At 44.2% G+C, this 14,191-nt stretch carries 8 protein-coding genes; 2 read left to right on the top strand and 6 right to left on the bottom strand.

Annotation, left to right across the window (positions count from 1 at the left end):
- Both RDO37_RS08190 and RDO37_RS08185 read left to right on the top strand, forming a co-directional pair.
- On the top strand, nt 1–830 hold an 830-nt coding region (locus RDO37_RS08190), incomplete at its 5' end, for a flagellin (protein ID WP_308498739.1).
- A 198-nt stretch (nt 831–1,028) separates the two neighbouring features.
- The gene (locus RDO37_RS08185) at nt 1,029–2,006 is read left to right on the top strand and encodes a flagellin (protein ID WP_308498738.1); all 978 of its coding nucleotides are present in this window, start codon (nt 1,029–1,031) and stop codon (nt 2,004–2,006) included.
- Between the two features lie 747 nt (nt 2,007–2,753).
- Here the strand turns inward: RDO37_RS08185 and pyrD are convergent.
- From pyrD to RDO37_RS08155, 6 genes are all read right to left on the bottom strand, one after another.
- Nucleotides 2,754–3,779, bottom strand: a complete 1,026-nt coding sequence (gene pyrD, locus RDO37_RS08180) for a quinone-dependent dihydroorotate dehydrogenase (RefSeq protein ID WP_308498737.1) — start codon at nt 3,777–3,779, stop codon at nt 2,754–2,756.
- A 366-nt stretch (nt 3,780–4,145) separates the two neighbouring features.
- A complete protein-coding gene (locus RDO37_RS08175; protein ID WP_027939033.1) occupies nt 4,146–4,373 on the bottom strand; it encodes a DUF2835 family protein in 228 nt (75 codons plus the stop codon).
- A 155-nt stretch (nt 4,374–4,528) separates the two neighbouring features.
- Complete coding sequence (gene pepN / locus RDO37_RS08170; protein ID WP_308498736.1) at nt 4,529–7,381, bottom strand: aminopeptidase N; 2,853 nt, start codon at nt 7,379–7,381, stop codon at nt 4,529–4,531.
- Nucleotides 7,382–7,603: 222 nt separating this feature from the next.
- On the bottom strand, nt 7,604–10,192 hold the full coding sequence (locus RDO37_RS08165) for a carboxy terminal-processing peptidase (protein ID WP_308498735.1): 2,589 nt from the start codon (nt 10,190–10,192) through the stop codon (nt 7,604–7,606).
- Nucleotides 10,193–11,333: 1,141 nt separating this feature from the next.
- On the bottom strand, nt 11,334–12,233 hold the full coding sequence (locus RDO37_RS08160; RefSeq protein ID WP_308498734.1) for a ProQ/FinO family protein: 900 nt from the start codon (nt 12,231–12,233) through the stop codon (nt 11,334–11,336).
- A gap of 1,070 nt (nt 12,234–13,303) precedes the next feature.
- Nucleotides 13,304–14,035 carry a hypothetical protein gene (locus tag RDO37_RS08155; protein WP_308498733.1) on the bottom strand — a complete coding sequence of 244 codons (732 nt, stop codon included), beginning with the start codon at nt 14,033–14,035 and terminating at the stop codon, nt 13,304–13,306.
- Nucleotides 14,036–14,191 lie beyond the last annotated feature (156 nt).

Below are 14,191 nucleotides of genomic sequence, written 5' to 3'. Positions count from 1 at the left end.
CTGATCGCTTAACTGCCCAGATTAACGGCCTCAACCAAGGCAACCGTAACGCAAACGATGGTATTGCCTTAGCCCAGACCATCGAAGGTGCCCTCGACGAAACCACCAACATGCTGCAGCGTATCCGTACTTTAGCTGTTCAGGCAGCTAACGGTACCAACACTGAAAAGGATCGTAAGGCGCTTCAAGAGGAAGTTTACGCTCTGTCTGATGAAATCACCCGTATTGCAAAGAAAACCACCTTTGCGGGTGCGCAAGTTCTCGATGGTGGTGGCGCTAACACCCTCATGCGTGAAATTGCTCAAGCTGGTGGTGGCGCTGCTGGCCCTAAAAAGTATGAATATTTCTTCCAAGTGGGAGCCAATGCCAAGGACGAAATCACTCTCCAATGCGGTGCTTTCACTATGGATGCTATTTGTTCACAAGCTGCAATTAGCGAGATGGCGCAATTAGATAATCCTGCTGACAAAGTTGAGCAAAACTATTCTCTAGCCGGTCTTTCAAAAAACAATGGCGTTGTGAGATGGATGGTCAATACACCAAGCATGGCACAACGTACCTTAAATAGCATCGATAAATTCATTGAGTTTGTTGATTCTAAGCGTGCGGCCCTAGGCGCAATACAGAACAGAATGGAAAGCACCATCCGCAATCAAAGCTCTATTTCTGAGAACGAATCAGATGCTCGTAGCCGTATTCGCGATACCGATTTTGCATCTGAGACTGCAGCTTTAACTCAGAACCAGATTATTCAGCAGGCCTCTCAGACTATTCTGACCCAGGCCAACCAAAGACCTACTGTTGCCTTAAATCTTTTAGGCGGCCAGTAGGCTATTAACCGTTTTTGAATCTCTCATATCGCCTAAGGCTGCCTCTTCGGAGGTGGCCTTATTTAGAAGAGATTCACAGCAGACAATCTATTCGTAAGTAGCATGCCATGCTTTTTACGAATACATTGATTGCATTAAGCAAGGTGGAGATTGTGCTTGTACAGCTCTCTCTGCTGATACAAATACAAGGAGAGAACTATGGCTTTATACGTTAACACTAACGTTAGCTCGATTAACGCACAGCGTAAACTCGCTAACTCTACTCTTGCGCTCAATACTTCATACCAAAGACTCTCAAGCGGTCTTCGCATCAACAGCTCTAAGGATGATGCTGCAGGCCTGCAGATCTCTGATCGCTTAACATCCCAGATAAATGGCTTAAATCAGGGAAATCGTAACGCAAACGACGGTATTGCCTTAGCCCAGACCATCGAAGGTGCTCTCGATGAGACCACCAACATGCTGCAGCGTATTCGTACTTTAGCTGTTCAGGCAGCTAACGGTACCAATACCGAAAAAGATCGCCAGGCTCTTCAAGAAGAAGTTAAATCACTCTCTCACGAGATCAGCCGTATTGCACACAAAACAACATTCGCTGGTGCTAACGTACTGTTAAGCAAAGGTGCAGCTAATGGTCTCAAAGATGATGCTGGCAATTATTTCTTCCAGGTAGGAGCCAACGCTAATGACACCATTAACCTATTAATGATTCATGGTTTCCATATGCAAGGCATTATGAGTGCAGCAAAAGATGCTACTGGTGTTGCATACGAGTTTCAAACTGGCGATCCAAAAACAAATCTAATTAAAGCCGGTGAAAACGGAAAGTTTGGTCTATTTTGTTCTGATGCGGCAGCAAAATCACTTGCTTACTGGGTTGTAGCTTATCCAAGCTGCGCACAGAAAACTTTAGAGCACATTGATAACTTCATTCAGGCTGTGGATTCTAGCCGTGCGGCCTTAGGCGCAATACAGAACAGAATGGAAAGCACTATTCGTAATCAGAGCTCTATTGCTGAGAACGAGTCTGATGCTCGCAGCCGTATTCGCGATACTGACTTCGCATCTGAGACTGCTGCTTTAACTCAGAACCAGATCATTCAGCAGGCATCTCAGACTATTCTGTCTCAGGCTAACCAGCGTCCAACCGTTGCTCTTAACCTTTTAGGCGGTTAATAGTTCGCAAACCGATTTCAAATCTCTCATATCATCTAAGGCTACCTCTTCAAAGGTAGCCTTATTTTTCGCAAAAATGAGATGTAGACGCATATTCTTGCGTATGTTGGTGTCATATAATCAAAGCAAGAATTTTGTATCATCCGCATGCTTATGCTCGCTATTTATTGTAAGGAATTGCACAAGGCAATCTCAGTTAGCTCTCTGTCTAATGTTACTCATTCATCACGTATGAGCGAAACCTAATCCCTTTCTAATTATCAATATTCCTCAAAAGCTGCTGCATAAGAAGTAGGCTTTAACAATAAAGACCAAACTGCCTTACTCGAAACTGCAAAGTCATTAGGTCAAAATGGAGTTTCCGTAGATGCAGTTTTTGAGGAAATCAAACGTACAAATGATGAGTATGGCAAAGCAGTTGAAGCAGCAAACAATCTTGCTAACATGATTATGAATACATTAGGAAATATTGTTAGCACCAGAGTTTAGTAACTAAGCCAGATTTACTTGCATTCAAACATAGAGCATTACTTTAGCTTGCTCTATGGTGAGTTTTACGAATCTTCTTTCATCTCAAGGCAGCATGGCTTCTGGCTATGTTGCCTTTTTATTCTTTGAAGATATGGCAATTATCTAAACGCGTGGGCGTGTTGGTTTTTGTAATTACGCGTGGGCGTGTTGGTTTTGTAATATACAAAAGGCTGCGTGATGCAGCCTTTGTTGTTTGATTAAGGTGATTGCGGTCGTTTAGAGATTATCAACAATCTCTTTGACCACGATTGGGCCCTGATAGATTAAGGATGAGTACAGCTGAATTAAGGATGCGCCAGCGCTCATCTTATCGCGAGCTGCAATAATGCCATTGATACCGCCTACACCGATAAGAGGGATGCGGCCATTAAGACGGGCAGCAGCCTTCTTAAGAGTCTCAGTAGACTTAAACTGAATTGGCTCGCCAGATAACCCCCCCCACTCCGATGCGTGGCTCATGCCATGAATTTCGCTTCTGCTAGTAGTGGTATTAGTACAGGTCATACCATCAATCTTGAGATCAACGCAAGCATCGCACACAGCCATGAGCTGCTCATCAGTAAGATCAGGTGCTACCTTTACTACTAATGGCACGTAGCGATTGTACTGCTTTTGTAATCTTGATTGCTCTTCTTTAAGAGCGGTAAGGAGGCGAATCAGTGGCTCAGCCTCTTGAAGAGCAGTTAAATCTGGAGTGTTTGGGCAGGAGACGTTAACCGCAATATAGTCACAGCAGTTATAGACCTTCTGCATGCAGATAATGTAATCACTTGCTGCACTCTCAATTGGAGTAGTTTCATTCTTACCAATTGAAACACCCACAATGCCCTTGTAATGACGATTACGCAGGTTATTTACTAAGTAATCAACACCCTTGTTATTAAAGCCCATGCGATTGATTAAACCACGAGCCTCTTTAACGCGGAACATACGTGGACGTGGATTACCATCTTGTGGCTTAGGGGTTACGGTACCTAACTCTAAGTAACCAAAACCTAGAGCACCAAAGTAATCAATGGCATCACCGTTCTTATCCATGCCTGCGGCAAGACCAACTGGGTTATCAAACTTTAAGCCCATAACCTCAACAGGCTTTAAAGCTACATTTTGAGAAAAGAGCTTTAAAAGTGGTTGCTTTGATAAGAAACGTCCAGTTGAGATAGTCAGACTGTGTGCATTCTCAGGATCCATTGAAAAGACCAGAGGACGGATGAGACCAGGATAAAGAGAGTAAAGTGACATCTTCACACACCCCGAAAACAACTGCAAAAGACAAATATATGGTGAACCAAAGCGCGTTTGAGCATCGCTAGCTCACAGACAAGTGGCTCGGGTCTAGCAAAATACCTAGACTTGTTACCACTATCTATAACGTAGCATAGCACTCAATACTTAGCCCAATATAAGCAAGCTCCTTTTCGATAAAAATCCATTTTAACTTACTCAAATTGGCTCGAGCGTATTGTACACGAGAATGATAGTTTTGCTATATGCGAAAAACCCCGCTAACGCGGGGTCTAATTTAGTACTACTCCCTAGCTATTCTTAGCCTGAGTCAGCCTTTTGGGCTTGCTCTTTTTTACTTTTGAATGGATAGCTAGGTATTAGTTAGATACGCTCAAGGCGTAAGAACTTATTGGTATCAGATACAGCTAGACGAAAGCGCCCTTGAACACCGCTGCGAGTGGTAAATTTGCGCAGATGGTTAGCATCAATATCAATGACACTGCCCTCTACAGAACGTACACGCAAACGATGCGCAGAGCCGCGATAGACGCGCATTAACTCTTCAGGATCAATATTGAGTATGAAGTGATAGTAGCGTTCACTAGCCATAGTCTTACATCTTGATGTATTGGGTACTAAACTTTAGTTGTTGGCATTGTATTAATGCCGATGAACAAGCCTTGATGGGCCATCGCTTCTATAGCCTCATAGATGAGGCTTTAGGAGCGTTGGCCTTATCGTTGGCCTATCGTTGGCCTTGTGTCTTAAGACATGGACTCGTCGTCTTGCTTTAAGGCAGCTTCAACCTTTTCAAAAACGGAGCGGGATACCTCTGGAATGTTCTTGATCTTGTTGAGGTACTCTTCAGCCTTGGCAATACGAGTTGTATCAAAACGACGGTAGTTAATCATGCCATCGAGAATACGAGCAGCTACTGATGGGTTGATGGAGTTAACCTTGCTTACTACATCGTACATCAGAGAGTAACCCATACCGTCACGGCGGTGTAGAGCTACTGGGTTTGAATAGCCCATAGTGCCTACGAGTGCGCGAACACGGTTTGGATTGGTGATGTCAAATCGTGGGTGATCTAAGAGCTTACGTACCACCTTAACAGTGTTCTCTGAAGATACGGCAGCCTGTACTGAGAAGAACTTGTCGAAGGTTAATGGATCGCTACCATAGCTATCTTCAAAGAGTCCTAAGAGCTTTTCTGCGCATGGTAGATCTAACTCAACTGCAGTACGTAAAGCAGCTAAGCGATCGGTCATGTTGTTAGCCTCCTCGTAGGCATTAGAGATGAGATCATCTGCGCTCATGCCATCATCTACAGCAAGGTAGCCCACGCACAGCATATGCTGAGCAACAGCATGTACGGCACGGCGAGCAGCAGCCTCAGGCTCGTACTTATATTTACCACGTGAACGAGTCTTACTCTCAAGGCTCTTGAAATCATTAATAAGAGTCTTAGCGATAGTGATGCTCAATCCTTCACGAGCTGCGCTTAAGCCATCAATATCGATCTTCTTGAAGGTCTCCATGAGAGTAGTAATATCAGGCACGCTAATAAGCTTAGCCTTAAGCTGCAGGTCAAGCTTTTCGTCATTAATAACGTATGCAATAGCTCTGATGATGTCCTCAGGGGCCTTCATATCGCCAGTCTTAGCCTTATCAATATTCTCATGGATATAGTTATTGATAAGAGTCATGAATGAGTCTACGCGGATGAATGGATCATCGCAGTGCTCAAGTATATTGATAAGGTCAGAAACTGAGTAAGTTGCATTGAGCTTTACAGGAGCTGAGAAGTCACGCAGTACTACCGGGATAGTGCCCTTAGGCAGATTAGTAAACTCAAAGCTTTGCTCCTCCTTAGTAAGCAGCAGCACACCATCCTCAGGCAGCTCAGGCGGCACAATGCTCTCACCCTCGGCAGTTAAGAATGAGGTGCGTACTGGAATTACAAATGGCTCCTTGGTCTTTTGGCCTGGAGTTGGAGGAGTGCTCTGATGCATGGTTAAGATAAGCTTAACATTGCTCTTAGTCTGAGCAACATTCACTGCACTATCCTTCTCTTGGGACTCATCGTCCTCTAACTCATCGCTTTCAGACTCGCTAGCCTTTTGCGCAGCAGCTTCAGCATGGGCTTTTTGCAATGCAGCATGTGCAGCTAAAGCAGCATCTGAGGCCTTATTTGAGTCCGATGCATGCGGTTCAGAGTCAATGTTCTCAGAGGTTATTGGGTCAACATTGGTATATGACCACTTAGCAAAGAGCTCTGGAGTACCGGCCTGTGAGTACCAACGGCGGAACTGCGATAAGTCACGTAAAGAGGCTGTTTCCATTGCTAGGATAAAGTCCTCAATGGTTGCAGCAGAACCATCGTGATGCTTAATGTACTCAGCTACACCTCTTTGGAAAGATGTCTCGCCTAAAATGGTGTGAATCATACGGATGATTTCTGCACCCTTGTCGTAGATGGTAACGGTGTAGAAGTTATTCATCTCCATTACCTGCTCTGGACGAACAGGGTGAGCCATTGGGCCCGCATCTTCAGCAAATTGACGTGAGCGAATCAAGTTAACTGCATCTAAACGAGTTAAAACACGGCTGTTAACGTCAGAGGAGAACTCTTGATCGCGGAATACAGTTAAGCTCTCTTTTAAAGATAACTGGAACCAATCACGTAAAGTTACACGATCACCAGTCCAATTGTGGAAATATTCGTGTCCAATAACACCTTGTACAGTGTAGAAGTTAGTATCGGTGGCAGTGTCGCGATCAACTAACACACAGCTTGAGTTGAAGATGTTAAGACCCTTGTTCTCCATCGCGCCGAAGTTGAAGAAATCAACTGCTACCACGTTAAAGACATCTAAGTCATACTCAAGACCAAAGCGCTGCTCGTCCCAAGCCATAGACTGCTTGATGCACTCCATAGCCCATTTGCCGCGACTATAGGCACCACGATCAACATACAGACCTAATTGAACTTCACGGCCTGACTTAGTGACAAACTTATCTTCAATAATGTCAAAAGTACCAGCTACCATAGCAAAAAGATAGCTTGGCTTTGGGAACGGATCTTCCCAAACGGCAAAGTTACGGCCATCTTCAACACCGAAATCAACTAAATTACCGTTACTTAATAACACGCCGCAGCCGTACTCAGGGGCAACAATGCGTACACGGTACTTAGCTAAAACATCAGGACGGTCTAAGAAGTAAGTAATACGTCTAAATCCTTCAGGCTCACACTGTGTGCAAAAACAACCTGCAGACTTATAAAGACCCATCAATGAGGTGTTGGCAGCAGGATTGATGACACACTCAGTAGTGAGTTCAAAGTCATCCTGCACATCATGGACAATTAATTCGTTTTCAGAGACGGTGTACTTGCATGGCTGTCCGTTTAACAGTACGTCCTTTAACTCTAGCTCCTCACCATCAAGACGTAATGGAGCCTTGCTATCAGCAGTCAGGCGAACATAGTGAGCAGTTGATCGCACCACGGTGTAATCATTGCCCAACACAAAGTTAAGTTCGATATCAGTAGCGGTGAAGTCAGGCTTCTTATAATCAAGACGCTTTTTAGCCTTAAAGTTGCCAGCAGTCATCCGTGTCTCCCTTGTTCTTATCTAATCAAGCAAATACTTGCAGATAAGTCCTTAAACTAAAACATTGAGTATGCGTCACAGCGCAAATTATTAAAATTATACAACCGCATGATGCAGCCTTGGCATCAAGCGGAAATAAATAGCACATTGAAGCTCAACAAAAGCAAAGGGCAGTTGCTAATTTAGTAACTGCCCTTTGCTCTTTTAGATGAAATCTAAGCTTTAGCGCACCATGCGGATTACGCTCTTATCCTCGGCTACAGCACTATCTTCTTGCATTACGCTTGGGTAAGAGTTGTCGCGCAGATAGTTAACAGTGGAATTGGTGTTGCTGTCTTCGATTAAAGCTTTGAACTCTGTGTCACTTACTCGTAAGTAAGTATCATCCTCGTTGACAGTACGCCATGGGCCTAATAAAGCACCATCTGCATCCATGTTATTAATCTCGCCAGTGCCAGTTGCATAGCTTTGTGCTGAAAACTCTGCACTATCGGCTTGCATTGAAACACCATCGCTCTGAGGCTCTTGAATCTCTGCAGCAGCTGTGCCTTCTAAAGCGGCGGTCTTTTCAGTGCTATCCTTTGCACTGTCCTTAGCGCCTTCTTTAGTTGACTCTTTGGCCTTAGCGTGAGCTTTTGCCTTAAGTGAGCTGTTTTGTACGCGATCGGCATCAGGACGGGCAGGCATTGCAGCAGCACCTGGAGGTGATGAAGTGCCAGAGCCTTTGGAGATCTCATCGCGCTCAACCTGGAAGCGAGTTAATACTGGAGCCTTGCTTGCTTTGTAGAGCTTTTGCTTTTGCGCATCAGCAAAATCTGAGGCAATAGCTACAGTCTCATTTAACACAACATCATCAAACTCAAAGTCATCAGGCAGGTCATCAAGCTTCTTAATTGGCTTCTTGCCCATTAAGGCTAAGCGCTTATTTGTAGTCTTGATACGGTATGCATCGTCCTCATCCTTAAGCGCCTTACGCTTGTCGAGGTTTATAGATAATACCTTATCGTTCTTGAGCTTGTAGTAGCGATCCATGTCTGTCTTCATGATCTTGAAGACCTCGTTCTTGGCACTACGCTTATCGCTTAGACGCTGCAGCTCAGGAACATAAGCAGCAATGTTTAAGATAGCCTCATATGGAGCTGGATTAATCTTATCCCATGGCAGAGCATTGTTCTCAGAGCCCTCACCGTATTCCTCGTGATCTACTAAGGATGGTAAGTAGATATCTGGAGAAACACCCTTAAGCTGAGTTGAGCCGCCATTGATACGGTAGAACTTAGCAATGGTGTAGTGAATTGAGCCAAGTTCTTGATCGTTGAAATCGTACACACGAGCAAGTGGCTTAGACTGCTGTACAGTACCCTTACCAAAGGAAGTATCGCCAACAATCAGAGCACGACCGTAATCACTTAAAGCTGCAGCCATAATCTCAGAGCTAGATGCTGACAGACGGTTGATTAAGACCACAAGTGGGCCATCATAAGCAACCTTAGAATCGCTATCGATCTGAGGCATTACATTGCCACGAGCATCACGTACTAAAACGATTGGGCCCTGCTTGATGAACAGACCTGAGGATAAAGTAGCCTCAGGGAGCAGACCACCGCCGTTGTTACGTAAATCCACAACTAAAGCATCAATCTTAGTGCCTTCAGCTTGAACTCTTTCAATCTCTTTCTTGATATCTAAGTTGAGATTGGTGTAGAAGCTCTTGATCTTCAGCACAGCGATCTGCTTGCCCTTGTGCTTTTTAACTTCGATCTTAGCCTCGGAGTCCTGCATACGTACCTTGTCACGGATAATATCCACGCTAAAGGTAGAGATCTGAGAACCCTCACCGCGCTCGATATCTAAAGTAACCTTGGTACCCTTTGGACCTTTAATCTTCTTAACAACTTCATTCAGTCGCCAGCCGATAATGTCATCATAAGTACCGTCCGCCTGACGCACGCCTAAGATCTTATCTTTAGCCTTGAGCTTCTTGGTACGCTCAGCAGGAGATCCAGGCAGCACTGAGTTAATCACAGTGTACTCATCATCAGAGGTCAATACAGCACCGATACCCTCAAGTGACAAGTTGATATTGTCATTGAAGTTCTCTGAATCTTCTGGGCTTAAATATGAGGTATGAGGATCGATTGCAGTTGCAAAGGCGTTCTCAAACACAGAGAACACATCCTCTGAACGGGTTTGGGCAATCTTGGATAATGCGGCGTTGTAACGGTTGGTTAAACGCTTGTAGGCTTCTTTTTCGGTCTTATCAGACAGAAGCTGTAAGATAAGCTCGTTTTTGAGCTCCTTTAACCATTGCTGCTTTAAAGCATCTTCATCAGCTAAGAACTCTGCATCATTACGCTTAAGCTCAATAGTCTCATCAGTGCTTAAATCAACATTGCCTGCCTTTAAGGTATCGACAAAGTATGAGTACTTATTGAAGCGACGCTGAATAAAGAAGTTGTACAGCTCGTATGGATAGGATAAATCGCACAGCAGAATAGATCTGGTGATGCGATCGCGATTAGCGTAGATCTCATCGACCTCGGCTTTGGTAAAGAGGCTCTTGTTGTAATCAAGCATATACAGGTACTGCTTGATCACCTTATCTACAAACTCGTTATCTACATCGATAGCTTTGTAGTGGGCACGAAGATAGCTATTAGCTGTACGAGTACAAGCTGTCTGATGCATGCCCTCAGGAGCAAGCACTGGCAAATCTTCCTTGGTAGGAATTTCAAGTTTTGCCTCAGCAGTTACTGAGGTTACCAGTAATGCAAGGCATAAGGCTAATCGTGAAAAATTGAGCTTAAGCACAGCTGAAGTTACCTTTGCGATTTTAATTTGGATAGCTATTTGTCTAAAAGTTCATGCCTAGCATGCTCTTTTAGGCACTCTTGGCAAAACTATCCACATATCTCACTACTTATGCGCCCATAACTAAACACCAAGATAAAAGTATTTCGGCCTAGTTTAGTTACGTGCAAGGATTCATTATCCTCACAGTGCAGATAAGTAGTAAAAAACCATTCACACACCAAATTACCTGTCCAAGTTAAGTGCCACATGCTGTGCACGAGGCGCTTTAATGTAATGTGCCCTGGACAATTGTAGAGTGTAGTACTAGATGAGCCCGATCTCTCATCTAATGCGAAAAAACTTATTTTGTTACGTGCAATGTACCTTTGTTGCCTGAAGGCATACTTAATTCGTACAGTGCACCTTTGTTGCTTGCACTGCAGCTTAATACGATGCAATGCACCTACGCGGCAGTCATCATGGCAAGCAATGCTACATGTAACTAAGCCAAATCTAGTTACACGCGCTTATATGTTAACAGCTTGAACATAGCATTAACTTAGATTGACAGCATATGTACAAACTCGAAAGTTTAGCAAATACATGCACTCTTAACAAATATCTTGCATGCAAAAACAAGCGTATCTGCCGTAAAAACGGCAATCTTAGTTGTAAATTATCAAATCTAACGCACTTGCAAAATGACACATAAGCACCATCACTGGGCAGCTAATCTCCCAAAACACTGTTATTTAGCGCCATATAGCTAAATCCTGCTAGGCATTCGAGCATTAACCACGGTTTATTGGTTGCATCTTGCATGAGCTAGTCCCCAGAGCAATTAACAGCACCTGCAACTCCACTTAGCCTTTATTGGCAAATAGCCCTGATGGATTATTGGAGCTGTCGGATAGTTGGAGCTAGCAGATTGTTGGGGCCACCAAATTGTTAGAGCTGCCTGATGGTTGGTGCTAGCAGATTGTTGAGTCTGTCAAATTGTTATGACAGCCGCTGCGGCGCAAGATGCTGCAGCTTGGTTTAATGCTGTGCTATTAGGCTTTTGTGATTGGCTGTGCGTTTTTTGCTAGGTTCAATAGTAAACAAGGCGGCATAGAGTCTATGTCGCCTTGCTTAAAATCAGGTAAGGTAACTAAGATAATTACTGCTCTGAGCTACCCTTGTTGTCGCGTGGAGCGCGATCTGAGTGGCCGTTACGCTCGCCATTATTGCTGTGGTTACGTTGACCATTGCGATAGTTGTTGCGATTGTTACGGAAGTTGCCGCCACGATTGTTGTTGAAGTTGCGACGTGGGCCCTGACCGCCATGGCTAATGTAGATGCGATTGAGTGGAACTAATGCATTAGAGCCATTTTGCAGAGTTACACCGACCATATCACCATTGAGCTCTTCAGATACAGTACCCTTGTGGTAGCTGCTCTCAATGGAAACGAAGATGTAACGACCTACGCGAATGTCAGATGGCTTAGCCTGCTCAAACTTACGCTGGAAACCTTGTGAGTTACCCTTGTTAAAGCCGCCGCGACGCTGACCGCCCTTATTCTCGCCGTCTTTGTTAAATGGACGCTTGCCATTCTTATTAAACTGTTTGCCCTGAGGCTTCTTAGGCTTGGTAGGACGCTGAGCGTTAATCTCAGTAAAGCGAGTACGTGCATATTCAGCATGCTCTGCGGTAACTGGCTCGACTTCTTCGCCGTTTAAGTTAACACGCATAGCGCCTTCACGTACGCTGTAGAAGTAACGCAGACGAGTAGTATAAATACGTACAGCTGCTCTAACCTTTGAAATGGATAAACCTTCGATATTAGCAATTAAAGGCTTTAAGTCCTCTAAAATGCCGATCTTCAGAGGCTTACAATCGCCATCCTTGATAAAGGCCTTCGGGAAGTGTACATACAGCAGCTCTAGAGCCTCTTTGATGTGCTCCTGATGAGTACCGCTGTTCTCGTTTGAACCCTTGTTAGCCTCAGCATTAGCATCTTTAGCTTGCGCTGTATTTACAACTTCGGCTGCTACAGCCTCGTTCTCTCTAGTTTCCACTAAATAACTCCAAATCGTTGGCACGCTCACCCATAATGGGCTTCTAGACGAGCTAATGGACTAAAGTAAGTATTTTGAACAAAAATCCCTACTCTAGCTGCCGTGCACGCAACTCGTCAAAACATCTCACTATTGACTATCAGATATATCTTGAAGGAAAACGGCCAACGATACCGCTTTACCATACACCTGACAATCTCACCAATCCTCAACTGCAATATATAAAAAGCATGGGAAGACCAGAGACTGTGTGACAGCAAACTGTCATCAGTAATTTAGATCAGGCTCCATCACAAGCGCTAGTGTTAGCCAATAGCCAACCTCACGCTTTGTGTAGCATGATCACAGTTATTCATAATGCGATTTTTTAGACTGCAAATCAACCTAAAAAACGCTTTTGATCAACTTTTGCTTCTACTTTAATTAAAAACGCACCACTAAGCTGCAGCAAAACACCATATATATCGCATTCTTGACCGCAACAAACATACAAAAGTGAGCACTTTGCAAACTAAGCAAAAGCTAGAACTTTTAATGCGCTTGTCACTCAACTGTATTTGCTAAAACTAAATACTCGCCATCATACGAACTTAGCGCATCATGCCTAGATAAACATACAGCTAAATAACAAGTTCACTAGAAGGTGCCATCAGCACCACCTTTCCTAAGTAAAGTCGTCTGTGTCTATTGTACAACTAGACACGTAGCTAATACTTAGCTTCCAAGAATCAGCTCGCAATAGCGACATTTTAAGCGCTCTAAAAATCTTTTTAGACCATCACAAGCGCTAAGAGCAGCACCTCAACTTTCATGCGCCCGCTCATGCTATCTGTAGCTTAAATGCAAATAGTTAAGCCTATATATGCTCAAAGCAAAAAAACGTCAGCCTAGCAGTCACCAAGCTGACGAACAAAGACCATGATGGATTCATTAATTGCTTGAGCTTGCAGCACTCCCCATCTTTGCCAAGCATGGCATTGCATTGCTATGCTTGGATTGACTTTGCTTGGCATTGCTATGCTTTGGGGCAAGCTTAAGCATCAAATAGCATGAGATCTCGTTGCCTCAGGCTATCTGTGGAATGGATTGAAGCGACCAAACATACTACGAGGCTCATTATGGGCATGCTCGTTTGGTACAAAGGCATTGTTAGGTCTTTGATTATTGCCTTGAGAGGCAAATACTGAGCTCTGGTTTTGACTATGTACTGGTTTTGCAAAGATAGAGCTATGAGGCTGCTGATTTTGCAGATTTGAGGTTACTGCAACATGTTGTGGCTGTGAGTAGCCTTTAGCACCACTTGCTTGTCCATGCTCCATTACGTTACTTGAACTTGGGTGAGTGACCACCTGCTGATGCTCACGATGTAAGATGCTACGAGTATCGATATTGCAGCCATCTTCTGAGCTAAAGACATCCTCTACGCGAGCAAAGGACGAACCTTGCAGAGTGTTTGGATTTTGCATCTGCTTTTGCTTTTCGAGCTTTTTTGCATACAGCTCAGATAAAGCCTGCTGCATCTGAGGGGCCACGCTAAAATCTGCCTTTGGTCGATTTTGAGCAGCGCCTTCATTACGTCGACGATATGAAGGGCCCATCGCCATGCGATCTCCTGCGCTTAGACTAATCAGCTCCCCCTCTGGTGCAACCTTAGCTGCAGCTAATCTTCTTTCACCTTGCATATTCTCTGACTCATTTTGGACAGACACATTAGAGGCATTAACGCCCTCAAAATTGTTACCACCAAGCTTTCTTTCGCCATTGGCTACAGGCATATTTTGCTCTCTGGCTCCATTAGGCATAGACGCCCGCTCACCTGATTGCAGTGAGCTTGACGCAGGTACTTGGTCGATTTTAGGGAGTGGCTTATATAAGGCTTTTGCTATATGATTTTGACCATGGTTCTACATGATCCGGACATGTAGTTTTCTATTACGCAAGCCTCATAAGTTAACGGT

The sequence above is a fragment of the uncultured Anaerobiospirillum sp. genome (assembly GCF_902485895.1).
Taxonomy (GTDB): domain Bacteria; phylum Pseudomonadota; class Gammaproteobacteria; order Enterobacterales; family Succinivibrionaceae; genus Anaerobiospirillum; species Anaerobiospirillum succiniciproducens.
The sequence above is the reverse complement of the archived record's forward strand: the minus strand, read 5'-3'. Positions and strand labels throughout refer to the sequence as shown.